Source organism: Mucilaginibacter sp. GW821-FHT07H05 (assembly GCF_059418485.1).
Genome location: NZ_JBWKPY010000006.1, coordinates 295,471 through 320,183 on the forward strand (window position 1 = coordinate 295,471; position 24,713 = coordinate 320,183).

Genomic DNA, 24,713 nt, shown 5'->3' on the forward strand with positions numbered 1-24,713 from the left:
CTGTAATTATATCAAATTTTTTCGTTTCAAACCAATCACTGTTATTACTTGCAGCAATAGGGTAATGCCAATTAAGGGTATAATGTTTGTTACCACATCGGTAAATTTCCCGCCCTCTAAAAACAAGCCGTAGTAAGCCTCTATACACCAGTGCAGCGGCGAAAAGTTAACCAATGCCTTCATCGGCCCCGAAACCACATAGCTGGGCACCATCAAGCCGCCGATAGCGGCCAGTATCACAATAGATACGGCGCCAAAGCCGTTTGCCTGCTCCTGGGTTTTGGAAAATACGCCTACGCAAATGGCATAGCTTACCGCGCACCAACCGGTTAAGATGGTTACCAATATCAATCCCGCCACATCGGCCGGGATATTCAGCGCCGGCAAATTCATAAAGGGGAATAGCCATACACCTATGGTAAATATCACAAGGGCTTGTATCATGGTAACCCCCAGGTAAACAATTTGCTTGGATAATAGCCCTACCATATAATTAGTAGGCATGGTTTTCAGGCGGATAAAGCTGCCGCTTACTTTTTCCCTTACCACGCTGCCACCCAGGCTCATGATGATAAAAAACATAGCGAATATCGTCCAGGCTGGTACATTATGCTGTGTGGCGTTAGGTATCAGTCTATCGCCATTACGGGTGGTGGGGATTTGGTTAATGACGGTTTTACTGCTCAGCATTTCGTTTTCCAGCTTAGCTGGCAGAGGCTTATCGTTGATAGAAAAATACAGGTTGCGCAGTGTTTCGCGGCTTTCTACCAGTTGCAGCGCGCTGCGTAAAGCCCCTTGTACCGATAGCCTTAACGACTCCTGCAATACCGGGTTATAATACATGCTGAGGGGATTGGTTTCGCCAGTGTTTGTCTTAACCGAATCGCCCTCTAACCCAAAACTTTTTAACGCCTTATTAGCCGATGCCTTTGCACGCTCACTCACCTTTGCCGAAAAATCAGCAGGGATGATAATAGCCAGTTCGGCTTCTTTGGAATGTAGTTTGATGTTGATGGCCGCCGCATCCGTACCCTTAGGTAATTCGGATACCCTGAACATGCCGATATTGTTAATGGACTGTATGAGTTGCGGACTCAACTTACCCGTATCCTGGTTGCTGACTAATAGCATCAGCTTGTTTTTGTTCATCAGTTGGAACGTGCTGTTCTGGATACTGGTAACTACAATCACCAGCGCCACGGGCATGATAAACATCAGCAGGATGCCTACCTTATCGCGCAGCAGCACGCGGATATCCTTTATAATGGTGGCCCAAAGCTTAAATATCATCCCTAAAGTGTTTGCCGGTTAAATTCAAAAACAATTCCTCCAGGTTATCATGCTGATGCTGGCGCAGCAGCGTATCCAACGGGCCTTGTGCCATAATTTTGCCGTTATCCATCAGGGCTACCTCGTTGCACAGATCCTCGGCTTCGGTTAATTGGTGCGAGGTATAAATAAGCGTGGTGCCATTTTTATTCAGCTCTATCAAATAGTTAATGATAGCATGGCGGGTCTGCACATCCACCCCAACAGTAGGCTCATCCAAAAACAGGATCCCGGGGTTATGGATCACCCCAATGGCCAGGTTTACCCGGCGTTTCATCCCGCCGCTAAATTGCTGCACCTGCTTATCGCGCACATCTTCCAAACCCATGATCTGTAAAAGCTCGTCAGTTTTTTGTTTAATCTTGCGGCTGTTTAAACCGTACCAGGCACCAAAAAACTCCAGGTTTTCCTTCGGACTTAACTCCTGGTAAAATGAAAAATCCTGCGGAACAAAGCCAAACAGACGGTTTACCCGGTACTTATGCCGGCCAACTTTTACGCCCGATAAAGCGATGCTTCCCTCATCCGATTTCAGCAAGCCCGTCATCAAATTCATCAGCGTGGTTTTACCGGCCCCGTTCGGCCCAAACAGCCCGAAGCGGTCGCCTTTGCCAATCTTTAAATTCAGGTTCGTAAAGGAGGGTTCCTCGTTCCCCGGATATTGGAAACTCAGGTTATTAATATCAACAGCCGGGTAAGTTACGTTCGCCATTTTATGTTCTTCAAAGCTATAAAAGCTTTCTTTTCTAATTCGGCTATTTCCAGCAGATAGTTGCCCATGGTATCAAAATCTTCCTGACTGCCCAGCCGGCCCTTGTAAATCCCCGCCGCGTGCACGGCCGCCGTGCGCCATTTATCGCCGGCTTCGGTAAACAGTTTGGAGATCTCTAACAGGTCATCCTGCGGCAGGTAGGCGTGGGCCTCCTGCAAAAACGCCGCATAAATATAACGAAATCCACCACCACCGGTGCCAATTTCTTCCTGCATCCGTACCAGTTGGGCCAGATACAGTTTAGCTTTATCCAAGCCCAGCTTATCGCGCCAGTTTTTGATCTTGTTGCCGGTATATTTAATGCCATTTACCCCTGTAAACGGCCCGGGTAAGATGATCATATTTAATACCGTTCTTTTAATCCCGCTTTTAATCGCTTCGCGGATACGGTCGTCGGATATTTCACCTGCATATTTGGTATAGTACACCTGCCCCTTGGGCGCCAGGGCGCCTTTGGCAAAGCGTACGCGCTCTAACTCGTAACTGGTTAGCGTGGTCGGCGTTTCCATGATCGGGTCGCTGATGAGATAGTTATCGCCCTCCTTGCCGTAAACGATGAGGTTATGGGCATTGAAATGGAAACGGTATTCCTTTGGGAAATAGGAGAGGTAGTAAACCCCGACCTGGCAGCCTACAGGCTGACCGGCATTTAATTGCTCCATTAAAAAAGCCTCGGCGCTCTCTTTCGAGCTAAATTTTTTTCGGATAACCGGGATACCCAGCGAACGGCAGGTGCGTTTAAAGATCCACCCCGGCATGGTGCGGAACGCGATGGCCGGCCCGTTATTTATTTTAATAAAAGGGATATATACATAAAACAAACCCGCCCCAATACCAAAGGCCAGCGGCTCGGTGATCTTCCCGCCCGATGCTTCCCTCAATAAGTTGCTGGTAACGCCCGATTCGCAATGTGCCGACTGACGGTGTTCAAAATCAATTTTCATGCACGGTCAGGGTTTTCAGGTCGGCTATGCTGGTGTTAAAAGCTTCGGCGTATTTTTGCAATTTCTTTTCGGATAGGTTATTAAAAACTCCGGGGTTCAGGTGGCGTTTAATCTGCCATTGCCAAAAGCCGGTATAATCGGCCAGTATTTTTAAGTCCATCAGGCGGTATTCCATAAAAAACAGGATGGGGCTGGCTTCACCATTCAGTACCCGCTCGCGGGCTTTGGCTACCCGTTCCTTAATATCGTCCCAGGCCACATCCAGCGCGCTGATCTTTACATCCCAGCCATCACTGAGCTGGGTAACGTACTTACCGGATTCATCAGTGGCATAGCAAACCTCTTTGGTGAGTTTGCCAAGCGCGCTTAGGTCCTGTGGTACGTTTTCTTTTTTCATTTTAATTATTTCATTTGTCATTGCGAGCGATAGCGCGGCAATCCCATAGGACAAGCAACGAGGACCTGCCTATGAGATTGCCACGTCGCGCCACTTCACAGTCTCCCCACTTGCTCCTCGCAATGACAAGGGGATGAGGGGGCTGGTATCTACACCACCGTCAACATCGCATACATATAGCTGAACCTTGAACTCTCCGGCACCAGCAACAACAGTTTTTCTCCTTTTTTCAACTTCCCGCTGCGGAATAGCTCATTGATCATTAAATAGATGGATGCCGCGCCTACGTTACCTACGGTGTACAGGTTAATAAACCATTTCTCGTAAGGGATGCCGCCGCCGTATTCTTCTATCATATCAAAGATCTTGCCTTTGAAAAAGTTGCTGGAAATATGCGGCAGAAAATGGTCGATATCATCAACGGTTAAGCCCTTTTTCTCAAATATCTCCCTGATCTTTTTGCCGCCCAGCGGAACAATATTATCACTCAACAAAGCGATATCCTGCTTTACGCTGAAGATAGATTTGGTCATGATCTCTTCGGGCGTATAATCCATAAAGCCTTTAAAGCTGCCGTCAAGTTCCTTTTCGGCACCCATATACATACAGGGTTCCATCTCGTTAGCGTAGGATACACCCTCGATCCACTCAATACGCAGACTGATACCGTCCGGATTTGGCTGGTCGGACAATAAAAATGCCGAGGCGCCGTCGGATAACATCCAGCGCAGAAAATCTTTAGAGAAAGCGATGTAAGGGTTCTCGTTTAGTTCTATCAGCTTTTGTGCTTCTTCTTCAAACACATCGGCTACCAATAAGCCCGAAAATCTTTCAGATCCGGTGGCAACCGCTGTTTTTATTTCGCCTGCTTTTATAGCCAAATAAGCAAATTTTAACGCGTGCATTCCGGCGCAGCAAACGCCCGCGGGCGATACTACTTCTATACCACCGGCTTCGGGCAGCCAGCCGTGTGTCATTACACCGTGGCTGGGCATCATCTGATCGGGCGATGAGGTGCCGCAGCTTAACAATTCTATTTCCTTTAGCTTATCGGCATCGTTATTAAACAATGCGCGTACCGCCAGGGCTGTCATTTGGGCATTGGTATGAGTGGCTTTGCCGCCTTTTTCCAGCGCGTAATAGCGGTTGGTAATGGCATTATTGCGCAGAACGATCTTTTTTGACTTGGATGGTTTACCATTGATATAGCCCAGGTATTCCTCCATCTCGTCGTTAGCTACGGGGTTGTTGGGGAAATAAGCCGAGGTACTATTGATATAAACCTGGTGCAAAGACATATATTTAGATTAGTTTTAGTTTAACAATAAATAGTGCTGCTTTTTGGCCCGGATACCCTTCTGGGTGAACGGACGCAGAAAAATCGCATCTAAAGTAAGCAGTATTGGCGCGCCCAAAAACAATGCTATAAACAAGTAATACTTAAAAGCTGATATCCAGGGTATTTTGTTTTGCCGTTTTGAAATAAATTTTGCCCAAACCTTAAAAATCACTCCGGCCTTGCCTTCAATTACCATTAACGGGTATTTAATTTTAACAGCTCCGGCATCAACCAATTCCTGCTGCAGGCCATCCCAGTTGCCGGGTTCAAGCCGCCTGGCCAGCACTTCGCCGTACACGCCGGTGTGTTTAATATCATCGTCGGACACACCCGGTTTGGGAAACACGTTTAAATAACGTTCTTTTTTGCCGGTGAGCATCCAGTAAAATATGGTGATAAAGCTTACAAAGTTAGGGTTGGTATCAACCAGGGCTACGTTGCCTATAAACTTGGCACCGGCATCGGCCAGCAATAGCTTTATTTTATCGAAGGCGTTTAGCCACATATTGCGCCCTGCCGATATTGTCACCACTGGGGTATCCTTTACCACCGCCCTGAATTTGGGGTGCTGAATAATGGAGTTAGATGGGATACTTGGCGAAAGGAACCATGGCTGATAACCCAGGATAATGAGATCATAGCTATCATGCTTTAATTCAAATTCCTGCAACTCGGTAGGTACACCTAACTGGCAATCGGGCATTACGCTAAAAAAACGACTGCCGGTCCAGGGGAAATTATAATCAACCACCGGCTTCACCGAAATCAGGTCGACATCGGCGCCGCCTGCAATCAGGGGGGCCGTAAAATTCTCCATAATGTCGGTCATCTGCCCCGATTGGGTATAATAAATGGCTAATACCTTTTTACTCATCCGTTTTTCAGTTAATTAGTAATGGTTATTTAAGGCCTCTACCAAGTCAAGTTTTATAATTTCCCAGTATTTTCCGTTTAAACAAATCGGGTCAAAATCGTTGTCTGCTTTATCAAAGCTTTTTAAATTATTTAAAATAAGATCAGCATCATGGTTATACGGATGGCGTTCTGCATGAAGTAATAACATCTGTTTCAATGGATATTTATCCAATAATTCATGCAAATCCCAGAAATCCTTTTTTCGACCGCCTCTTTGTATCACATCTATTTTCATGGCAATCACATCTTCTATTGTTGCCATCCGAATGCCTTGAACATTTAATGCTTCGCGGATAAATGTATCGGCATAATACACATCCAATTTTACCGCTTCGCGATTGCTATTGCCAACAGCATAGGATTTGCCCATACCTACCGGCTCAATATTAGAGAACTCCGTATATGGGAAAATCTCTTTTAAGTAGCTATCAATCATTTTAAAATCAATACTCCCATAAGCTGCATCGGTAAACAAATCTATGTCATCCGACATCCGATGGCCGAGCTGCAAACTTAAAGAAGTGCCGCCAACTAACCTGAAAGCAGCAAAAACATCTGCATCCATTATTGTTTCGAGTGCCGTTTTTAATGCCGGGCTTACTGTGTTAAAATACAACATCAAACACTATTTATTAAGTAAAGCAGCGTTAATGCTTTCCTTACCGTAAAACCGCTCAATCTCTTTTCTTTCTTCTTCGTTTCCCCGTTCTAAAACACGCGCGATAACAGCCCTTTTTTGATCTACCCAATCAATTTTATCCATTTTTGTATCCCAAAAAAGCACTGGCCTAAGTTTAGACAAATCGGGGTGTATATTAAGGTGTTGCCGATGCTTTTCCTGTTTAATATCGTAAAACAATTGCAGCATCATTAAGTAGCCTTCTTCTAAACCCAAGGCCTGTTCTATTTTAAGCGCCAGGGGTATATTCATTTTTCTTTTTCCCTTGGTAATTTCTCCCAGTACTTGGGGGTATTCCTGTAAGGAAAGGGCAAAACGGCTTTTTGCAAGCTTTCTTTTTTTAAGCTCGCGCTCCAGTATTATTCCCGGATGTATACCTTTTATAATGTTTAAATTATCTAACACAATTCAAAAGTAAACAATTTTGTTTATTTATTATTGTTTATAATTATAAATCTTCGGGTCTTAATATCTTCGAATCCTTGCTGTAATCCTTTATGGCACGCTGTACTACAAGCGATAGCTTGTCAAAATGTTTGACAACAAATGCTTTATCGGTTTGCAGGTCGGCTTTATACTTTACAATTTTAGGAGAATGTTCCTGTATGCTGAGGCGCAAAAAGTGCAGTTCGGGGTTATCAGGATCGTTAGCCAGGGCAGCTTCCAGTTTGGCTTTTCCTTCCTTAAAAAGTTTTAACCGCGCTTTAACCTTTGGCAAACCGGCTTTACGGATCAGTAAGGCCCCGGCATAGCCTTGTTCATTATCGGTTAAAACGGCCAGCTCCCGCTCAATATCATCAATTTTACCCGAAGCCATGGTAGCATAAAAGGCGCTTTTGTCCATTTTTTGTGCAAAAACGCAATTTGCGGTAGTCCGGGCCGTCATCAGGATAAGCGTTATCACTGCCGCCTTCCAAATTCTCTTCATTTTCATAAGCAATCAAACATAATAAAAAAACATTAACCGCTACACCCATAATACAGTCGCTCGGCTCCAGCCGAGTGACACGGTATTACCCGGCCTCCGGCCGAAGTAAACCATAACCATATTCAACAGCGGCCGGAGGCCGGGAAATAGGCATCACTCGGCTGGAGCCGAGCGATTGCGGTTGTTTTTAATAAATCAACACATAAAACAATAAGGCCCGTAAATTGATTTATTATTTCAATAATATATCCGTTGCAACGTTTAGCCGGTATCATACACTAAAAATCAATTTATTTTGTTTATTTTGAGGTTATTTAATTAAGCATCCGGTAAGTATGACGGATGTTAACAGATATAGTTTAAAACGCTGCTGAGTGAATAAACAACTACCTTTTGGGGATTTATGGGCAATAATATTAGGCGGATCGAGCGGGTTTGGCCTGGCTGCGGTTGAAAAACTGGCGGCTAATGGCATGAATATCGCCGTGCTTTTCCGTGAACCATCTGCTACGGCAAGGAAGGCTACAGACACTTTTACCAAAATAGCAGCCGAAAATTCTGTCAGCATTTTACCCTTCAATTTAAATGTACTCGATATGGCATCGCGGCAAGCATTTGTCAACGATTTCAGCACACCCGATAAAGCCGGTAAGGTTAAACTGCTGCTGCATTCGGTAGCGCGGGGTAATCTGAAGCCCCTGGTGGCAGATCCGGATTCGGCTATGGAACAATCCCTGCTGAGTGTAGAAGATATCCAGATGACCACCTACGCCATGAGCAATAGCCTGCTGGACTGGGCCCGCGATATTTTAGCTGCCGGCTTGTTCCATACCGATGCCCGTATTGTAGGCCTCACCAGCGAGGGCGCTAATAAACATTGGGATGCCTACGCTGCAGTGGCCATTGCCAAAGCATCGCTGCAAAGCCTTACTACTTATATGGCGGTAGAGTTTGCGCCATACGGCATTAAAACAAATTTGATACAGGCTGGTATTACTAACACCGCGGCCCTGCAAAAAATACCGGGAAGCGAAAAACTGTTGGAAATAGCCCAAACACGCAACCCCTTAAAACGGATGACCGTGCCGCGGGATGTAGCCAACGTAATTTATTTACTATGTACCGATGAGGCCGCCTGGATAAACGGCAGCCTGATCCATGTTGATGGCGGCGAGCATTGCCGTTAAGCATTTAAAATACCGAATGAAGAACCATATATTAAACCATCTGCCCTATAAATCGTCTTTCCGTTTTGTGGATAATATATCCCGGCTAACCGAAGATGAAGTGATTGGCGATTTTACCCCCAAAGAGGACGCGTTTTTTTACGAAGACCATTTTGCAGGAAACCCGATAACACCGGGCGTGATCATTACCGAAATTATGGCGCAAATTGGCCTGGTGGTAATGGGTATATTTTTAATATTGAAAGATACCGAACTGAATTTTAGCGAGGATACCGATCTGTTTCCCTTGTTAACATCAACCGACGTGTCGTTTTTTAAAATGGTGCTGCCGGGGCAAAAAGTAACGGTAGTATCCAAAAAGCAATACTTCCGTTTTGGGAAGCTGAAATGCTATGTAGAGATGCTGGACAGCAGTGGGGAACTGGTGGCCAAGGGCATGTTCAGCGGGATTATTAAACATGTGGACGCATTAAAATGAACAGGCGCGTTGTAGTTACCGGTATAGGTGTAGTATCGCCCAACGGCGTAGGGGCGCCCGCGTTTTTAAATGCAATACAAAACGGCGTTTCGGGCATAAGGTTTATACCACAATACCAGGAACTGAATTTTAGTTGCCAGGTAGCGGGTGTACCCGCTTTTGAGTGGGACAGTTTGAAGAAATATATTTCGGAAGTTACTTTCCACGGCCTAAAGGGCACTAACATCGGCTACGGCATTACCGCCGCGCTGGATGCCTGGGCCGATGCAGGTTTTGAATACGATACCGATGAACCGCGCTGGGATACCGGCTGCATTTTTGGTAACAGCGTGGCCGATACCGAGGCCATGAAAAACGTGATCATCCGGGTAGATAATAAAGAGGCCCGCAAATTAGGGTCGCGGGTGGTGGAGCAGGCCATGAACAGCGGGGTAACCAGCTATATAGCCGGCCGCCTGGGTTTGGGGAACATGATCACCACCAACTCGGCCGCCTGTGCTACGGGTACACAGGCCATTTTAATGGGATACGAATATATTAAGCATGGATCGGCCAGGCGGATGCTGGTAGGCAGCAGCGAATATGTTGACCCTTACGTTTATGGCGCGTTCGATAGTATGCGGGTATTATCGCGTAAGTTTAATGACGAGCCTGAAAAAGCATCGCGGCCAATGAGTGCCACTGCCGGCGGCTTTGTACCCGGTTCGGGCGCGGCGGCTTTGATATTGGAAGATCTGGATTTTGCGTTGGGGCGCGGCGCCACTATTTATGCCGAGATATTGGGTGGCAGCAGCAACTCGGGCGGGCAGCGTGGCGGCGGCAGCATGACAGCGCCAAACCCAACAGGCGTGATAAAAAGTATTACCGACGCCATAATTTCATCTGGTATTCATGGCGATGATATAGATTTGGTGAGCGGGCATTTAACAGCAACCATGGCCGATAAGCAGGAGGTGCAAAACTGGGCTACGGCGTTAAAGCGCGAGGGTAAAGATTTCCCGCTGATCAATTCGTTAAAATCGATGATTGGGCATTGTTTAAGCGCGGCAGGGTCGATAGAATCGGTGGCGGCTATTTTGCAAATAAAGCATAACTTTGCCCACCCAAATATCAACCTGGAAGATCCGAACCCCGGGATAACACAATTGATAGATATGGATTGTATACCACTTACACAGGTTAATAAAGATATTAATATATTAGCAAAGGCTAATTTTGGATTTGGAGATGTTAACACCTGCTTAATATTTTCAAAATATAAATAACAAATGAACAGAACAGAAATTTTAGACGAGTTAAAAAAAATACTGGCACCTTATACCCTTGATAAAGAACAGTTGGCAGGCATTAACGAAAATACCGACCTGATAAAAGACTTGAAAATTAACTCGGCTAACCTGGTTGATATCATCATAGACGCGGAAGAAAAGTATAACGTAGAGATTGATTACGATGATGCCGAAAAAATGATAAACGTTGGCAGCTGCATTGATGTAATTGCCGAAAGGTTAAATGGAAAATGAGCAGCATCGGCAACGATATTATTGCTTTAAAAACCATTGATAAGATCCGTACCAATACTTCAGCGTTTTATTCTAAAATATTAGCTATTACCGAGCAGGAGCTTTACCTGGATCATTTTAATACCCTCCCGTTCGAATACTTTGTCTGGCTGCTATGGTCGGTTAAAGAATCGGCCTATAAATGCCTGCAAAGGCACCAGCCCGGCCTCATTTTTTCGCCGGTAAATACGGTGATCACCCATATTGAGCCGCCCGAAACTGACGTGTATATTTTCCCCGCCACTCTGGAACTGCATGGTTTTTATGATGTAGCCTGTTTTAAAAGCGAAGTGGTTTTCCATTCCCAAACTTTATATGCGCGGTCTATAATAGACCGCGACGAGTTGGTTTGCACCATAGCTTCTTTAGACCCCACTTTTAAAGATGTGTACTGGGGGGTAAAGCATATCGGCGTTAGCGATCCGGAAAGCCAGTCGGCTGCTGTTCGCGCTTTTTTAATGGACAGATTAAAAATGATGTATCCCGAAAAGGAATTTACCATAGGCAAAAGTACGCACGGCTGGCCCTATCTTATGGCTGGCGGGCAGGATATGGATATGCCGCTTTCTTTATCGCACCATGGCGAGTGGGTGGGGTATGGCATTACTGTTTCGGAATAATTACTGTTTTAAAATCCTGTGCGCAAGCTTCATCGTATGTATAAGTAGTACGATAATCAAAACAAAAAGTATGGGGTTATTATTAACCGTATAAATACCCGATTAACCATGATGAAAAAACTGACATTAACGCTATGTGCCCTTGCTGTTTTAACTGTAGCCCAGGCCCAAACCGAGAAAACCAAAAGCGAAGGCTGGTTTAAAAAGAGTATTGCCGGCGCGGCGCAAATACAGGTAACCTACCGCCAAAGCAATTTGGGACAATTAAATGCCATCCTGAATAAAAATTTGATCCCATCATTGCCTGATAATAATGTATGGCTTAACTTAGGTATGAGCCATGTACATAAAAACTGGCTTTTTGAAGATGGCTTAGGCGGCACATTTACGTCGACCGGCGATCGCAATGCGACTAACGGCATCAGAGCAAAGTATAATCAGTTTCAGTTTTATACCCGGGCTGCTTACAACGTTTCAAAAAACGAGAATGTGCGTTTGTATCCTTTTGTTGGTTTAAACCTATCCGAAGGGATGCTGCGGATCCAGGATGATAACCGTACGCAAAGCACATCCGATTTTTCGACCGAGATATTAAATACCACGGCCAGTAAAACGATTTGGAACGCTAATTTGGGTTTTGAATTTGGTGGCGGTTTTGATTATTTAATTAAATTAAAGCCTAAGCAAATGGACTGCTACACTATCCAGCGTAATATCCCAATTGGGGTTAGGGTTGGTTACTATCTGCAGGCCACCAGTACCAAATGGAAAATTGGTAATAACTACAATTTAAACAATGGGCCAACTAACAAGCAAAGCGCGGTTTTTGTAAGCTTAAATATTGGGCTGGGCTATGCGATAAAGAAGTAATTTTGTACAGCATTATAAAAAAGGAGTGGCTATTATCAGCCACTCCTTTTTTTGTTACAAGTTTGCTACAGTTCCCGACACACTATCGGGTGTTACATCCTCTTTTACCCGCTTTATGGGCTGTAATTTCATATAGGTTAGGCTACGCCATAACCACTCAAACGGCCCGAACAGGTAATACCTTAACCAGATATTGCTGGTAATGATCTGAAAGATCCAGATGCAGGCCACAATCTCGTAAACCTGGTACCGCTGAAAATGCCCGAACCAACCCATAGCATAAAATATAATTGCCGCGAATATGGATTGGGACAGGTAGTTGGTAAATGCCATTTGCCCAACCGGCGCAAATAGGTGAAACACCCCACGCAGAGCGTTTGCTTTGTAAAGTAATATCAGCAGGCTTAAATAGCCCATAGTTTGTATTAAACGCCTTATTTGATATATTTCAAAAGGTGCACTCTCAGTGAGTTTTACACCATCAAAGCGGGCATGGTACATTGCTTTTAAACCCATATAATTAATGGCCAGGCCAAGGCCAATACCTAAAACGGCTATCAGTACGTAAAGCCAGGTGGGACTACTTCCTATTAAAAAGCCCGACTTATACACCGCCATGCCAATAAAAAAGAACAACAGCATATCCCACCAGCCATTATAAAGGCCAACGCTCTCTAACTCCATATTAACATCGCGCAGGTAGGCAAATAGTTTAGGATAGGTGGCGGTTTGTATTTTAACCGTTTCTTCTGCAGCTTGCTTCATAAAGCCTTTGCTATCGTTCTTATCACGAAAGCTGTTCCATTTTTCCAGGTCGGCGGTTTGCTCTTTGCTTAGTTTTTTATGTTGCTTTTTCAACACTTCAGCTTGCCTGCCTTTGGTAATAGTTTCCTTACGGTTATACAAGGCGGCAGTATCGCGGTAAGTGCCAAATGCCAGCATTAGGAATACGCCTATCCACAAATTACGGGGCGACATTTTACGGAAAGGGAACAACACCAGCCCGCACATGGCATAGAAATATAAAATATCTCCCGGCCACAGGAATATAAAGGCGTTAATCAGGCCAAATACCAGCAGCCATAATATACGGCGGTAATAAATATCGGCAGCATCAATGTGCCCTCGGGTCTTCTCTAAACGCTCAATTAGCAATATAGTGCCTGCGCCAAATAATATCGAAAATAAGCCGCGCATGGTCCCTTCAAAAACACCCATCTCAATTACCCAGGCCCAAAAGTTTTTACCGGTTATAGGCTGGTTTAAATTCATAAATGCATAAAACCAGTGCGATTGGCTTTGCGCCATACTATTCATCAGCAATATACCCAACAGGGCTATACCGCGGATGGAATCGATAAACAGGATACGTTCTTTCTTTTTTAATGGCGATGCGATGGGCGCATCTGTGGCAGCTAAAGCAGACATGTGATAATGATTTTTGTGTTTAACAATAGTAATTAACACTAAGCTACCATCTATCACTCACATTATCAAGCACTTTAAAACTTAAAGATCTCGTTTTGTATAGCATATAATACGATTCCCGTACGCGATTTCAGGTTTAGCTTTTGGAACAGCGATTCGCGGTAGTTATCAACTGTGCGGGGACTTACATACATTTTGTCAGCAATTTCCTTATAGGTCAGTTCTGAACAGGCCAGTTTTAAAAACTCCAGTTCCTTAGCTGTCAATTCGGGCTCATCATCTTTCCCGCCTACCGAGCGGATTAATTTCCCCGAAACCAATTCGTTAATATATACGCCCTTAGTCACAATGGTTTTAATGGCTTCCAATAGCTCCCTTGGTTTCGATTCTTTCAGCACATAGCCACTGGCCCCGCTGCGGATCATGCGTATCACGGCTTTATCATCTTCAAACATACTAAGCGCCAGTACTTTTATTTGCGGATAATTTGCTCTTAGCCAGGCAGTAGTATCGTAACCATCCATTAGGGGCATATTGATATCCATCAGTACCACCTGCGGTATAGGATGCGTTAGCAGTAATTGCTGTAATTGCTTGCCGTTATCTGCCTCAAATACCACTTTCAGTTCGTCAAACTCGCTCATTAAGGCGTTAACGCCATTACGGAAAAGCGTATGGTCATCAACTATGGCAATTAAAATTGGTTCTGTCTCCATGATATTTTAAGGATATGGAATGATAATAGTTATACCGGTGCCCTCGCCGGGGTTCGATCGGATCAATACCTCGCCCCCGATAATACCTGCCCGCTTATGGATATTATGCAGGCCCATGCCCTGCTTTTCGGCAGATAGGTTAGCGGTATCAAAACCTATTCCGTTATCATTAATATGCAAATGCAGCAGGGTGCCGTGATACTCTAACCTGATATTGATATGGCTGGCCGATGCGTGTTTGATGATATTATTCAGCGCCTCCTGCAAAATACGGAAGATGATGAGGTCTTTATCCGCGTTCCCGATCTTGGGTATATCTCCTTCATCAATATAAGTTACCTGGAATTTACCCGCCCGTTCTACCCAGTCAATTTCATGCCGGATAGCCTCGGCCAGGCCTATGGCTATCAGCTGATCGCCCTGTAACAGCTTACCTAATTGCCGCAGTTCTTTTATCGACCGCAGGGTAAGATCGATAGCGGCATCTACCTTCTTTTTGGCTTTGGGCTGCCCCTCCAGCTCCACCGAGTTTAAGGTGAGCGAAGTAAGACTGAGCAATTGGCCAATATTATCGTGCAGGTCGGCGCCAATGGTTTGCATGGTTTGTTCCTGGATTTCGATTTGAGTATTTAACAACTCCTGTTGAAACCTTACTGCAAGTTTTTCCCGTTCTATTAAATGCAATACCTGCTTTTTACGGTATAATACTAAAAAATAAATAATAAAGCCCGTTAAGCCCGTCAGCAAAATAATTACTGCTAAAAGTATCAAATAGATATCTACCCCTAATTGAATCATATTTTAACGGTTATACCAAAGTAACCACGTATTCATTATGTTTTTTGTCAAGATAAATAGCGTAACCTAAAGTTGCGTAGTAAACAAAGGCTGTGTATTCTATAAAATCCTGTAAAATTCCGGTATTTAGATGTTGTTTGATCAGGTAATTTAATACGCCAAAACATACAGGGATCAAAATGGAATACACCAGCATAGCGCAGTTGAACCAAAATACCCCCTGTTTAACAATGTTTATTTCTTTAGGTGCATCAAGCATTTGCATAAATAAAATGAGCGCAAATACGATAAACAACAGATAGGTTAACATAATGATGTTTGAGGGGAAATTAAAAAACGTCTGGAAAAAAATGGTATTAATCAGGGCTAAAATGGTGAATGGAATGGCTGACGCACGAACCATTTTTTTTAACAATTTACCATTTAACAAACTGCTAAAAACAAGTGTAAACCCAATATACTGCAGTATGCAAAGCACATGATAAGTAGGGTTGTTATTTTTTATAGTTATAGCCAGTATCCTTGAAGCAATCTCACTAAGCCAAATAATAGCTATAGTTAATGTTAGATATTTAAATGGATTGGTGAGTTTTTTAAACCCAACCAACCCATATAAAGTAATAACGCTTAATAACGAGATATAAAAAACCAGATCTAAAGACATATTATTTTTTTGTTTTAGGCGAAGCTGCTACGCCGCTGCCGCCTCCCAAAAAGTTTCCGCAAGCATCCGGGCAGGGTTTTACAAAGTCGAATCCCAGCGTATCTTCCGTTCCAGATCTTAAAGTTCTGGGCACTAAACGGTCGTTTGTAATATCTTTTTTAAGTGTTTTGTTTTTGTAGCGTCCGCCCATATAAACAAGTGTGTAAATCCGCTTATTAGGGAAACGGATTGATGCCACGCTGTCTTTTGCAAAATAAACACTAACACCATCCCAGCTTTTATCTGCTAAAATCTCATCTAAATGTTTCCTGTCAACAAAATAACCATTTAGTAAATCCTGCTTTATATTTCTTAACCTGAATAACGAGCCTCCATTTTGATTTTGAAATTCTTTAATCAGCTTTCTTGCCATTCCATTTGATATAGGGCGGGACTCTTCGGGAGGGTCAACTAAAGTAAACGAACTATCAGCATACAGTTTTGAAATGAATGCCTTGTCGTCATCTGTTAGATTTTTGGCATCGGTAAAACCTGCTTTTCCGCCTGTTGATTTTCCCCAATAGTAACCGCCGAGCAGGCCAATTACTACGCCAATTAAAATTGATAGTACTGAAATTTTCATGATGTGTGGTTTTAAGTTTAACGTGAATATAAAATTAATTAGTGCTAATGTCCTTATTAATCCATAAAATGATTTGCGCAGTTATGCCCTTTTCCATACCGTAAAATCGCCTTTTTTAAAAGAGCATTAAACAGAAAAGCCGCCCCGGTTATAGGGGCGGCTTATATTATTTCGCTATCGGGCTGTTAAACCGAATACTCCTTTTTCCAGTAAGTGATCTGCTTGTTATAAAGAGCCTGGTTAGCCAGGGCAACGCATACCGCGGTTTTAGCCCCGGTGTAAATATTACTGTCGGGCAGTTTGCCCGATCCTATTTTGCTGTAAAAATCGCCCAGGGCATACCATGTGCCATCTTTGGTTCGTTCGGGCAGTATAGGGGTGCCGCCTTCTTTATTCCATACAATGCGGGTAGCGCCGGTAACACCATCTACCACATCATTGCCTTTCAGCAATTCCTTTTCGGGATAAAACATGCCCTGGTCTGTCAGTAATGATACGGTGCCTTTGGTGCCTTTTATTTTAAACAGGTAGCCATCGCGCGAGTTGCCGCAGGTGGCGCCAAAATTGCCTATCATGCCTTGTTCGGGGTAACGCAGTACTACCTGCACGTTATCGTAAGTTTCGCGGCCATCTTTAAAAACATCAATACCGCCTGTAGCTATAAATTCCTCGGGGTGGGTATCAAAGGCCCAGTTTATAAAATCAATCTGGTGCGATAGCAGTTCGGCCACTAAGCCGCCCGAATACTCTTTGTACATGCGCCAGTTAATCTGCCGTTCCAGTCCGGGGCTTGGCACCGGCCGGCGCCAGTTGGCGTTGCGGTCCCACCGGCAATCAACCTGACTGATTTTGCCCAGGTAGCCCTTGGTTATCATTTCCTTCACCCGGTAATACAAAGGCGAGTAGCGGTATTGGTGACCCACCTGCACCACCTGTTTAGGCCGTGCTTTTACCATCTTCACCAAATCCAACGCCTGATCGATGTTGTAGGTCATGGTTTTTTCCAGGTACAAATGCTTGTCAGCCTTTAGCACGGCCACCGCAACCGGGTAGTGCATATTCAGCGGAGTGGCAACCACTACGGCATCCACATTTTTATCATCCATTAGCCGGTGATAATCGGTATAGCTTTTCCAGGTATCACCTGTTTTATTCAGTTTATTGGCTTCGGCTAAACGGAAATCCAGCACATCGCAAATAGCTGTTATCTTAAACTTATCGGGCAATTGCGCAATTACCTGCATAATGCCTTTGCCGCGGTCGCCGCAACCTACTATACCTACCTTCACTATCTCCGCAACGTCACTGCCAAAAATATTTTGTGTTTTATTAATGAGCAGTCCACCAGCCAGCATGCCGGTGTTTTTAATAAAGATCCGTCTTTCCATTTATCTGTCTGTCTGTTTATATCCTCTGAATCCGGCGGTAGCCGTATCCGCTATAGCGCCATTAGGTTTTTGGTAAATGATATAGGCCCCAATATCGGTTCTTTTCTGCAAAAACAGAAGCGTTCGCTTTAGTCCCATTGTAATAAAACCGTTATCGTACCCATCGGCCGTAATGCCATCCCGGGCCCAAACCGTAACGCTGATCATTTCGTTTTGGGTGGGATACCCTGTTTTAGGATCCATTATATGCGAGATTTGTTTTCCGCCGGCCGCTAAATGCTTACGGTAATTGCCCGATGTAGTTACAGCGCCATCACCCGGCGCTATCACCTTGCGCAAAGGGGCGGGGTTAATATCATCCCCGTCAATAGCTTCTATACCTACCTTAAACGGTTCGCCTCCGGGCTTATGGCCTTTTATGCGCAACTCGCCGCCTATTTCGGTCATGTAATTGTAAATGTGTTTTTGTTCTAAAAAATAGCCTAACAGGTCGGCAGCATAGCCCTGGGCTATGCCGTTTAAATCAATCTGTACACCCGGCAGGCGCTTATGCAGAAAACTACCGTCCAGCCAGATTTTATCAGGACCGATATTTTTTAGCAGAGCCTTTACCTGTGTCGAATCGGGGAAGTGCGCCGGCTTTTTTACCCCAAAGCCCCAGGCATCAACCAGGGGTTTAACGGTAATATCAACCAGGCCGCCGGTAGCCCGGTTTATTTCCAGCGCCTTTTGTACCAGTATTTTAAAATCATGGTCGATCATGATCCCTTTCGGGGATGCGTTAAATTTACAGATAAGTGAATTGGACTGATAAAGGGATACCGACCTATCCAGGCGGGCAAGGATGCTGTCGGTTTGCTTTTGGGTAACAGCACTATCTGCAGCATAATAAGTAACCTGGTAAGTGGTACCCTGCGAGTAACCCTGGATATGGAATTTTTTAAGCGGCTTAAACAAGGTGAAGCCTTGCAATATCAAACCCCACATCATTCCCCATCCAATAATACGCCTTATCTTCATTTTGTATTTTTACAATAATAGCGATGGGTAAAGTCCATCGCTATTAATAGGAAGTCACAGACTTTCTATATCCCGGCACAAGTTAAGCCATTGCACGGCCTGCCCGTAAACTTGCGCCAGCTTATTTTATTTAAAGCCTTATTTCAACACTTTTATCTTCATGTTTCTGTAAAACACCGTATTGCCATGGTCTTGCAATAGGATATGGCCTTTAGGCGCTTCGCCAAAGTTAGGCCATACTTTATATTTACTAATGGCTACCAGGTCTTTAAACGCTTTCGATCCGCGCTCGTATTCCAGCACTTTAACACCGTTTAACCAATGTTCTACATGGTTATTCGGGTAAACCCTGATCTCGCCCGAATTCCATTCGCCAATAGGTTTAATAACAGCCGCCGGTTTGTTTGATGGGATCAGATCGTACAGCGATGCCAGCTTACGGTCGCCGTCCCGGCCTAATTTAGCATCCGGGTGGCGCTCATCATCCAGCACCTGGTATTCCAGGCCAATGCCCGATTTTTCTGTCTTTTCCTGTTCGGTAACAAAGTATTTTACGCCGCTGTTAGCGCCTTCGGTCAGTTTAAAATCAAACTTAAATATAAAAGCCTGATACTCCTTAACGGTTACAATATCGCCGCCAAGGCCTTCTTCTTTCCCGTTAGATCCTTGTACGGTTAAAAGGCCGTCTTTCATTTCCCAGCCCTTATCGGGGAATTTATCTTTAAATATCCCGCGCCATCCCTCGCCGGTTTTGCCATCCCACAACAGTTTAAAGCCATCAGCTTTCTCTTTCGCGGTAAGGGTGTTCAGTTTTTGTGCAATGGCCGAAACAGCCGCTAACTGGAATAAAATAACACAGGTTAATCTTAAATTTTTCATTGAGGTATGTAGTTTTATAAATTGGTTATTGACAAATTACCGTCTAATTTAATATTAAATATTAAGTCAGGATAGCAAATTATGATAACTCATTAACATAATCAACAAACAATGTGTTAATAGCTGTTTCCGCAAGTTTTCAACAACATTAAATAACTCAAACTTAGTGCGCTATCCTATCCGATTTTAAATGGAGGCACATCCATGTTGATATGTGGAAAACTATGAATTGATATCGGTTGATGTGAAAGATAAATTTGGTTTAAAACCCCTTCACAATTTCTTAACGGCAAATTAATCGAATAGATACTTATGGGCAAAAAATTTACTAAAAAGAAAGCCGCTACAGATAGTAAAGGTTTAAAGTTAAACAGGTACTTTACTAAAGATGACATTTCTGTTTACGACCTGTTTAATTACGATAAACGCTCATCGGTTATCCGCAATCCATCTGGCGATGCCGTTTTTGAGATGAACGATGTTGAAGTGCCATCAACCTGGTCGCAGGTGGCTACGGATATTTTGGCGCAGAAATATTTTCGCAAGGCGGGCGTGCCGCAACCTAATGGTACACTCGGGTCCGAAAAAAGCATAAAACAAGTGGCCCACCGCATGGCCAACTGCTGGAAAGAGTGGGGCGTAAATTATAATTATTTCGCTTCCGCGGATGATGCGCAGGTTTTTTATGATGAGATAGTTTATACCATAGTCGGTCAGTTAGCGGCCCCCAATTCGCCGCAATGGTTTAATACCGGCTTGCATAGCAGTTACGGCATTACCGGTAAACCGCAGGGGCATTATTATGTAGACCCGGTAACCGAGAAACTCAGCAAATCAACCTCGGCTTATGAGCGCCCGCAACCGCACGCCTGCTTTATCCTTTCGGTGGATGACGACCTGGTGAACGATGGCGGTATTATGGACCTGTGGGTGCGCGAAGCCCGGATCTTTAAATATGGATCGGGTGTGGGCACCAACTTTAGCAAGATCCGCGGCGATAACGAAAAGCTTTCGGGCGGTGGTTACTCATCAGGCTTAATGTCTTTCCTTAAAATAGGTGACCGTGCCGCGGGGGCCATCAAATCGGGCGGGACAACCCGCAGGGCGGCCAAAATGGTATGCCTCGATCTGGACCACCCCGAGATAGAGAACTTTGTAAACTGGAAAGTTGAGGAGGAAAAGAAAGTGGCCGCGCTGATTGCTGCCGGTTACTCGTCTGATTATGAAGGGGAGGCTTATCGTACGGTATCTGGGCAAAACTCTAATAACTCGGTGCGGATCCCCAACGCGTTTTTTCACGCCTTAAAAGGTGGCAATGCCTGGGACCTGATCAGCCGCATGAGTGGTAAGGCTATCAAAACCGTGCCCTCACAAAAACTGTGGGATGATATCGCCTTCGCGGCCTGGGCCTGTGCCGATCCGGGCGTACAGTTTGATACCACCATAAACGAATGGCATACCTGCCCCGAAGGTGGCCGCATTAACGCATCTAACCCATGTTCGGAATATATGTTTTTGGATAATACGGCCTGTAACCTGGCCTCCATTAACCTCGAACATTTCTTTGATAAACAAACCCGCGCTTTTGATGTGGAAGGTTTTGAACATGCCTGCCGCATCTGGACCATCGTACTGGAAATTTCGGTATTGATGGCGCAATTCCCGTCAAAAGAAGTGGCGCAATTATCGTATGATTATCGTACGCTTGGCCTGGGCTATGCCAACTTAGGTTCGGCCCTGATGGTAAACGGTATCCCTTACGATAGCGACAAGGCCCGCGCCATTGGCGGCGCTATTACGGCGATAATGACCGGCACCGCCTACGCCACATCGGCCGAAATGGCTAAAGAGTTAGGCACTTTTAGCCGGTACGAAGAAAATAAGAAACATATGCTGCGTGTCATGCGCAACCATCGTTACGCGGCTTATAACTCAACCGAAAATTACGAGGGTTTAGAGATTGCCCCTCCGGGTATCGACCAAAAAGCTTGCCCTGATTACCTGCTCTCGGCTGCCTGTAATGCCTGGGATAAGGCATTGGAGATGGGTGAAAAATACGGCTACCGCAACGCCCAAACCACCGTTATCGCGCCTACCGGCACCATTGGTTTGGTGATGGATTGCGATACCACGGGTATTGAACCCGATTTTGCCTTGGTGAAATTCAAGAAGTTATCCGGCGGTGGTTACTTTAAAATTATTAACCAGGCGGTACCTGCTGCCCTGCGTAATTTGGGCTACGCCGAGCACGAGATCACTACTATTATCAACTATGCAAAAGGCAGCGCTACGTTAAGTAACGCGCCGCATATTAACCTGCAAAGCCTGAAGGCCAAAGGCTTTACCGATGCCGAACTGGATAAACTGGATAAAGCGATGGTATCGGCCTTTGAGATTAGTTTTGGCTTTAATGTTTGGACGGTAGGCGAAGATTGCCTGAAACGCCTGGGCTTTACACCCGAGCAATACAACAGTCACGATTTTAACCTGCTGCGTGGCTTAGGTTTCAGCCGTCAGCAAATTGCCGAGGCTAACGAGTTTATTTGCGGCACCATGACCATTGAGGGGGCGCCACACCTGAAACAGGAACACTACGAGATTTTTGACTGTGCCAATAAATGCGGCGCCAAAGGCGAACGCTACATCCACGCGCACGGGCATATTAAAATGATGGCAGCTGCGCAGCCATTCCTTTCGGGCGCTATATCCAAAACCATTAACCTGCCTAACGAGGCCAAGGTAGATGAGATTAAAGATTGCTACGAACTTTCGTGGGCGCTGGGCTTAAAGGCTAACGCGCTATATCGCGATGGTTGTAAATTATCGCAGCCACTGTCTACCAAATCGGATGTAAAAGAGGAAGCCGACGATAAGCTGGAAACCGTGGAGGAAGTATTAGGCGAAGCCGCCAACGTACGGTTAAGCGATTTAACACCCGAACAGGTGATCGAGGCCGCCATCGCCATCATGGAGAAATCAAAGGATACCAATTTTATGCGCGAGCTTTCGCGCGTGGTGCAAAAGAAGAGCCTGCCGGCCAAACGCAGGGGTTTTACCCAAAAAGCCAGTATAGACGGGCAAACCGTATTTGTGCGCACCGGCGAATATGAGGATGGTACCCTGGGCGAGATTTTTGTGGATATGCATAAGGAGGGCGCTACTTTCCGTTCGCTGATGAACTGCTTTGCTATTGCCGTTTCGGTTGGTTTGCAATATGGCGTTCCGCTGGAAGAATATGTGGAGAAATTCACCTTTACCCGCTTTGAACCCGCTGGTATGGTAATGGGGCATGCCAATATTAAAAGCGCTACTTCTATTATCGATTACATCTTTAGGATGCTGGGGTACGAGTACCAGAACCGCACCGACCTGGTGCATGTGCTTGACGGGCACAATGCCATTACCGGCAACCCCCAGCTAAGCGATGATGATTTTAATCCTGATGAAACCAATGTTTATGAACCTGTAGTTGCGGGCAATACGGTTAAAAAGCAGCTGAGTTTTGATGTAAGCATGGGTGTGCAAAGTGATGCGCCGGCTTGTAATGTGTGCGGGCATACTACCGTGCGCTCGGGTACCTGTTATAAATGTTTGAACTGCGGCAGTTCTATGGGATGCTCCTGATAAACTGTCCCGATGGCTCGGGACAGCTCTCTGTTTATATTTTAGTTTAATGTTTAAAGGCCACGGGGTACCGTGGCCTTTTTATCTTTAAAAATGTGCGCAAGGGCTTTATGCCTTCCGCTTTAGTCTTTTAGCTTAAATTAAACCATCATGCGGCCTTCGTGCGCATCGGTTGATTGGATACCGCGCTCAGGCACCATTTCGTGCGGCTGGTTAGTAAGCGGAGAATTTTTGGTGTAGATACCTAAAATCAGGATAATCAAACCAAAAATTACATGCGGTAACCAAACACCTTTATGGGCAAAACCGTACATCCATGGGGTGCAAAGTAATACAAAGCCCGAGATGGTATCTAAAAACAAATGCATTTGGATAGGGAAGATACCTACCATGCCACCTTTTGCGCGGCTGAAAATAGCCATAAGCAATTGGTGCCAGCCAAACATAAACGGAAAGAACAATGCCGCGCCGCCCATATGCACAAAGCCAAACAGCCATGGCGATGCCATCATAACAACGGCCAGCAGGTAATTAAAATATCCAAAAAATGTATTTGAAATAAAGCCTTTCATATGCAAGTATAAATTTGTGATCCTATTTTTTACAAAAATATAATTTTGATTTGATTTGTTTCAGATTGAATTGATTTTATTGGGGCAATTCCAATTAATTATTTTTAAGCAATGTGCTTGTAACAAAGTAATGCGTAAATAATCTTACAGTAACAAACCACCGATCGTTATGCGCAATTACTTTTACTCCGTTACTACCACTGTGCTTATTGTTGCGGGCATTGCAACCGCCAATGCTCAGGCTGTAGATACTATTAACTTTAAAAAGGGACATCAGTTGAATACAGCCAATTTAAAACCCGGCTTAAAGCAATATCTTATTTACTTTCAGCAACCGGCACAAAAACGGACATTGCGGTTTTGGTTTTGGCTGCGCGATATTAAAACCGGCACGCGCGATGGGCAAGCCGTATTCAACATCAGCCAGCATTGGTTTGGTGCCGATAGCTTAAGTTACCGTACTGTATATTCGGTAAATAAAGCCAGTGATTTCGCGCCGATATATCATGCCGAATCAAACGGTGATAAAAGCCGGGCCTATAACTGGTCGGCCATAAAAATAACCGGGGCTGATACGGTAGCTACCAATACCAAAAAAGACTTCACACTGGCTTTTACCGATCCCACCTTTAACTGGAACCTGGATATTGAAACGTTTGAGATGCTGCCGCTGGCCGCCGGGAAAACCTTTGCCATCAATTTTTACGATGCCGGCCAAACCCCGCCAAAATATACTTTATATAAAGTAACCGGCAGCGAAGTGATCACCCTGCTGGATAATACCAAAACCGATTGCTGGATACTGCGCCAGGAAGGCAAGGCGCCTAATGGCAGCACCTATTCACAAAGTTTTTGGATCAGTAAAAAAGGCCATGAGTTTTTAAAGGAAGAGGACGAGTTTAACGGATCATACCGCTACAAAATAAAAATGCCGGGTACTACGCCGGATATGATGGCAAGGTTTAAATAGGAGTTTCCCCTC

The 24,713-nt window shown here is 44.8% G+C and carries 26 protein-coding genes; 8 read left to right on the plus strand and 18 right to left on the minus strand.

The window, feature by feature from the left end; translation table 11 throughout:
• Positions 1 to 6 precede the first annotated feature (6 nt).
• From AC07M6_RS17750 to AC07M6_RS17790, 9 genes are all read right to left on the minus strand, one after another.
• Positions 7 to 1,290 carry an ABC transporter permease gene (locus AC07M6_RS17750; protein ID WP_494891713.1) on the minus strand — a complete coding sequence of 428 codons (1,284 nt, stop codon included), beginning with the start codon at positions 1,288 to 1,290 and terminating at the stop codon, positions 7 to 9.
• The gene (locus AC07M6_RS17755; RefSeq protein WP_494891715.1) at positions 1,280 to 2,041 is read right to left on the minus strand and encodes an ABC transporter ATP-binding protein; all 762 of its coding nucleotides are present in this window, start codon (positions 2,039 to 2,041) and stop codon (positions 1,280 to 1,282) included. Before AC07M6_RS17755 ends, AC07M6_RS17750 begins: the two co-directional genes overlap by 11 nt.
• Positions 2,029 to 3,045, minus strand: a complete 1,017-nt coding sequence (gene darH, locus AC07M6_RS17760) for a BtrH-related acyltransferase DarH (protein WP_494891716.1) — start codon at positions 3,043 to 3,045, stop codon at positions 2,029 to 2,031. The genes AC07M6_RS17755 and darH overlap by 13 nt, the downstream gene beginning before the upstream one ends.
• A complete protein-coding gene (DarG, locus tag AC07M6_RS17765; protein WP_494891717.1) occupies positions 3,035 to 3,442 on the minus strand; it encodes a flexirubin biosynthesis protein DarG in 408 nt (135 codons plus the stop codon). Before DarG ends, darH begins: the two co-directional genes overlap by 11 nt.
• A gap of 149 nt (positions 3,443 to 3,591) precedes the next feature.
• Positions 3,592 to 4,740 carry a dialkylresorcinol biosynthesis protein DarB gene (gene darB / locus AC07M6_RS17770; protein ID WP_494891718.1) on the minus strand — a complete coding sequence of 383 codons (1,149 nt, stop codon included), beginning with the start codon at positions 4,738 to 4,740 and terminating at the stop codon, positions 3,592 to 3,594.
• A 15-nt stretch (positions 4,741 to 4,755) separates the two neighbouring features.
• Positions 4,756 to 5,655, minus strand: a complete 900-nt coding sequence (locus tag AC07M6_RS17775) for a hypothetical protein (RefSeq protein ID WP_494891719.1) — start codon at positions 5,653 to 5,655, stop codon at positions 4,756 to 4,758.
• Between the two features lie 15 nt (positions 5,656 to 5,670).
• On the minus strand, positions 5,671 to 6,315 hold the full coding sequence (locus AC07M6_RS17780) for a nucleotidyl transferase AbiEii/AbiGii toxin family protein (RefSeq protein WP_494891720.1): 645 nt from the start codon (positions 6,313 to 6,315) through the stop codon (positions 5,671 to 5,673).
• Between the two features lie 6 nt (positions 6,316 to 6,321).
• Positions 6,322 to 6,627, minus strand: a complete 306-nt coding sequence (locus AC07M6_RS17785) for a DUF6922 domain-containing protein (protein WP_494891722.1) — start codon at positions 6,625 to 6,627, stop codon at positions 6,322 to 6,324.
• 196 nt (positions 6,628 to 6,823) lie between these two features.
• Positions 6,824 to 7,309 (minus strand): hypothetical protein, encoded by a 486-nt coding sequence (locus AC07M6_RS17790; RefSeq protein ID WP_494891723.1) that lies wholly within the window; start codon positions 7,307 to 7,309, stop codon positions 6,824 to 6,826.
• Between the two features lie 368 nt (positions 7,310 to 7,677).
• On the opposite strand from AC07M6_RS17790, the gene AC07M6_RS17795 reads away from it, so the two are divergent.
• The 6 genes from AC07M6_RS17795 to AC07M6_RS17820 all read left to right on the plus strand — a co-directional run bounded on the left by AC07M6_RS17795 (position 7,678) and on the right by AC07M6_RS17820 (position 12,020).
• Positions 7,678 to 8,490, plus strand: coding sequence for an SDR family oxidoreductase (locus AC07M6_RS17795; RefSeq protein ID WP_494891724.1), 813 nt, complete (start codon positions 7,678 to 7,680; stop codon positions 8,488 to 8,490).
• Positions 8,491 to 8,506: 16 nt separating this feature from the next.
• Positions 8,507 to 8,968 carry a 3-hydroxyacyl-ACP dehydratase FabZ family protein gene (locus AC07M6_RS17800; protein ID WP_494891726.1) on the plus strand — a complete coding sequence of 154 codons (462 nt, stop codon included), beginning with the start codon at positions 8,507 to 8,509 and terminating at the stop codon, positions 8,966 to 8,968.
• A complete protein-coding gene (locus tag AC07M6_RS17805; RefSeq protein WP_494891728.1) occupies positions 8,965 to 10,233 on the plus strand; it encodes a beta-ketoacyl-[acyl-carrier-protein] synthase family protein in 1,269 nt (422 codons plus the stop codon). The genes AC07M6_RS17800 and AC07M6_RS17805 overlap by 4 nt, the downstream gene beginning before the upstream one ends.
• A 3-nt stretch (positions 10,234 to 10,236) precedes the next feature.
• A complete protein-coding gene (locus AC07M6_RS17810) occupies positions 10,237 to 10,491 on the plus strand; it encodes an acyl carrier protein (RefSeq protein ID WP_494891730.1) in 255 nt (84 codons plus the stop codon).
• Positions 10,488 to 11,150 carry a 4'-phosphopantetheinyl transferase family protein gene (locus AC07M6_RS17815; protein WP_494891732.1) on the plus strand — a complete coding sequence of 221 codons (663 nt, stop codon included), beginning with the start codon at positions 10,488 to 10,490 and terminating at the stop codon, positions 11,148 to 11,150. The genes AC07M6_RS17810 and AC07M6_RS17815 overlap by 4 nt, the downstream gene beginning before the upstream one ends.
• 108 nt (positions 11,151 to 11,258) lie before the next feature.
• Positions 11,259 to 12,020 (plus strand): hypothetical protein, encoded by a 762-nt coding sequence (locus AC07M6_RS17820; RefSeq protein ID WP_494891734.1) that lies wholly within the window; start codon positions 11,259 to 11,261, stop codon positions 12,018 to 12,020.
• Positions 12,021 to 12,074: 54 nt separating this feature from the next.
• Here AC07M6_RS17820 and AC07M6_RS17825 read toward each other — a convergent pair whose 3' ends face one another.
• The 8 genes from AC07M6_RS17825 to AC07M6_RS17860 form a co-directional block, all read right to left on the minus strand.
• Positions 12,075 to 13,448 (minus strand): DUF418 domain-containing protein, encoded by a 1,374-nt coding sequence (locus tag AC07M6_RS17825; RefSeq protein WP_494891736.1) that lies wholly within the window; start codon positions 13,446 to 13,448, stop codon positions 12,075 to 12,077.
• A 74-nt stretch (positions 13,449 to 13,522) separates the two neighbouring features.
• Positions 13,523 to 14,164: a response regulator transcription factor gene (locus AC07M6_RS17830; protein ID WP_494891738.1), complete on the minus strand. Its 642-nt coding sequence runs from the start codon at positions 14,162 to 14,164 to the stop codon at positions 13,523 to 13,525.
• Between the two features lie 6 nt (positions 14,165 to 14,170).
• Positions 14,171 to 14,962, minus strand: coding sequence for a sensor histidine kinase (locus AC07M6_RS17835; protein ID WP_494891740.1), 792 nt, complete (start codon positions 14,960 to 14,962; stop codon positions 14,171 to 14,173).
• 10 nt (positions 14,963 to 14,972) lie between these two features.
• Positions 14,973 to 15,626 (minus strand): hypothetical protein, encoded by a 654-nt coding sequence (locus AC07M6_RS17840; protein WP_494891742.1) that lies wholly within the window; start codon positions 15,624 to 15,626, stop codon positions 14,973 to 14,975.
• Between the two features lies 1 nt (position 15,627).
• Positions 15,628 to 16,248, minus strand: a complete 621-nt coding sequence (locus tag AC07M6_RS17845; RefSeq protein WP_494891743.1) for a hypothetical protein — start codon at positions 16,246 to 16,248, stop codon at positions 15,628 to 15,630.
• A gap of 185 nt (positions 16,249 to 16,433) precedes the next feature.
• Entirely contained in the window at positions 16,434 to 17,636 is a 1,203-nt protein-coding gene (locus tag AC07M6_RS17850) for a Gfo/Idh/MocA family protein (RefSeq protein ID WP_494891744.1), read from the minus strand.
• Positions 17,637 to 18,656 (minus strand): FAD:protein FMN transferase, encoded by a 1,020-nt coding sequence (locus AC07M6_RS17855; RefSeq protein WP_494891746.1) that lies wholly within the window; start codon positions 18,654 to 18,656, stop codon positions 17,637 to 17,639. It abuts the gene before it with no gap.
• A gap of 138 nt (positions 18,657 to 18,794) precedes the next feature.
• A complete protein-coding gene (locus AC07M6_RS17860; protein ID WP_494891747.1) occupies positions 18,795 to 19,535 on the minus strand; it encodes a 3-keto-disaccharide hydrolase in 741 nt (246 codons plus the stop codon).
• A 312-nt stretch (positions 19,536 to 19,847) separates the two neighbouring features.
• Between AC07M6_RS17860 and AC07M6_RS17865 the strand changes: the two genes are divergently transcribed.
• Complete coding sequence (locus tag AC07M6_RS17865) at positions 19,848 to 23,159, plus strand: vitamin B12-dependent ribonucleotide reductase (protein ID WP_494891748.1); 3,312 nt, start codon at positions 19,848 to 19,850, stop codon at positions 23,157 to 23,159.
• A gap of 140 nt (positions 23,160 to 23,299) precedes the next feature.
• Here AC07M6_RS17865 and AC07M6_RS17870 read toward each other — a convergent pair whose 3' ends face one another.
• The gene (locus AC07M6_RS17870; protein WP_494891749.1) at positions 23,300 to 23,731 is read right to left on the minus strand and encodes an SPW repeat domain-containing protein; all 432 of its coding nucleotides are present in this window, start codon (positions 23,729 to 23,731) and stop codon (positions 23,300 to 23,302) included.
• A gap of 169 nt (positions 23,732 to 23,900) precedes the next feature.
• On the opposite strand from AC07M6_RS17870, the gene AC07M6_RS17875 reads away from it, so the two are divergent.
• Positions 23,901 to 24,701, plus strand: coding sequence for a DUF3108 domain-containing protein (locus tag AC07M6_RS17875; protein WP_494891751.1), 801 nt, complete (start codon positions 23,901 to 23,903; stop codon positions 24,699 to 24,701).
• Positions 24,702 to 24,713: the final 12 nt, after the last annotated feature.

Bases quoted from the DNA above. Each gene is read 5' to 3' on its own strand.
- AC07M6_RS17845 (WP_494891743.1), bottom strand. From the start codon at position 16,248: ATGAAAATTTCAGTACTATCAATTTTAATTGGCGTAGTAATTGGCCTG.
- AC07M6_RS17865 (WP_494891748.1), top strand. From the start codon at position 19,848: ATGGGCAAAAAATTTACTAAAAAGAAAGCCGCTACAGATAGTAAAGGT.
- AC07M6_RS17780 (WP_494891720.1), bottom strand. From the start codon at position 6,315: ATGTTGTATTTTAACACAGTAAGCCCGGCATTAAAAACGGCACTCGAA.
- AC07M6_RS17805 (WP_494891728.1), top strand. From the start codon at position 8,965: ATGAACAGGCGCGTTGTAGTTACCGGTATAGGTGTAGTATCGCCCAAC.
- AC07M6_RS17820 (WP_494891734.1), top strand. From the start codon at position 11,259: ATGATGAAAAAACTGACATTAACGCTATGTGCCCTTGCTGTTTTAACT.
- AC07M6_RS17830 (WP_494891738.1), bottom strand. From the start codon at position 14,164: ATGGAGACAGAACCAATTTTAATTGCCATAGTTGATGACCATACGCTT.
- AC07M6_RS17855 (WP_494891746.1), bottom strand. From the start codon at position 18,656: ATGAAGATAAGGCGTATTATTGGATGGGGAATGATGTGGGGTTTGATA.
- AC07M6_RS17785 (WP_494891722.1), bottom strand. From the start codon at position 6,627: ATGAATATACCCCTGGCGCTTAAAATAGAACAGGCCTTGGGTTTAGAA.
- AC07M6_RS17790 (WP_494891723.1), bottom strand. From the start codon at position 7,309: ATGAAAATGAAGAGAATTTGGAAGGCGGCAGTGATAACGCTTATCCTG.
- darB (WP_494891718.1), bottom strand. From the start codon at position 4,740: ATGTCTTTGCACCAGGTTTATATCAATAGTACCTCGGCTTATTTCCCC.
- AC07M6_RS17840 (WP_494891742.1), bottom strand. From the start codon at position 15,626: ATGTCTTTAGATCTGGTTTTTTATATCTCGTTATTAAGCGTTATTACT.
- AC07M6_RS17800 (WP_494891726.1), top strand. From the start codon at position 8,507: ATGAAGAACCATATATTAAACCATCTGCCCTATAAATCGTCTTTCCGT.
- AC07M6_RS17875 (WP_494891751.1), top strand. From the start codon at position 23,901: ATGCGCAATTACTTTTACTCCGTTACTACCACTGTGCTTATTGTTGCG.
- AC07M6_RS17775 (WP_494891719.1), bottom strand. From the start codon at position 5,655: ATGAGTAAAAAGGTATTAGCCATTTATTATACCCAATCGGGGCAGATG.
- AC07M6_RS17750 (WP_494891713.1), bottom strand. From the start codon at position 1,290: ATGATATTTAAGCTTTGGGCCACCATTATAAAGGATATCCGCGTGCTG.
- DarG (WP_494891717.1), bottom strand. From the start codon at position 3,442: ATGAAAAAAGAAAACGTACCACAGGACCTAAGCGCGCTTGGCAAACTC.
- AC07M6_RS17815 (WP_494891732.1), top strand. From the start codon at position 10,488: ATGAGCAGCATCGGCAACGATATTATTGCTTTAAAAACCATTGATAAG.
- AC07M6_RS17835 (WP_494891740.1), bottom strand. From the start codon at position 14,962: ATGATTCAATTAGGGGTAGATATCTATTTGATACTTTTAGCAGTAATT.
- AC07M6_RS17860 (WP_494891747.1), bottom strand. From the start codon at position 19,535: ATGAAAAATTTAAGATTAACCTGTGTTATTTTATTCCAGTTAGCGGCT.
- AC07M6_RS17850 (WP_494891744.1), bottom strand. From the start codon at position 17,636: ATGGAAAGACGGATCTTTATTAAAAACACCGGCATGCTGGCTGGTGGA.
- AC07M6_RS17825 (WP_494891736.1), bottom strand. From the start codon at position 13,448: ATGTCTGCTTTAGCTGCCACAGATGCGCCCATCGCATCGCCATTAAAA.
- darH (WP_494891716.1), bottom strand. From the start codon at position 3,045: ATGAAAATTGATTTTGAACACCGTCAGTCGGCACATTGCGAATCGGGC.
- AC07M6_RS17870 (WP_494891749.1), bottom strand. From the start codon at position 23,731: ATGAAAGGCTTTATTTCAAATACATTTTTTGGATATTTTAATTACCTG.
- AC07M6_RS17755 (WP_494891715.1), bottom strand. From the start codon at position 2,041: ATGGCGAACGTAACTTACCCGGCTGTTGATATTAATAACCTGAGTTTC.
- AC07M6_RS17810 (WP_494891730.1), top strand. From the start codon at position 10,237: ATGAACAGAACAGAAATTTTAGACGAGTTAAAAAAAATACTGGCACCT.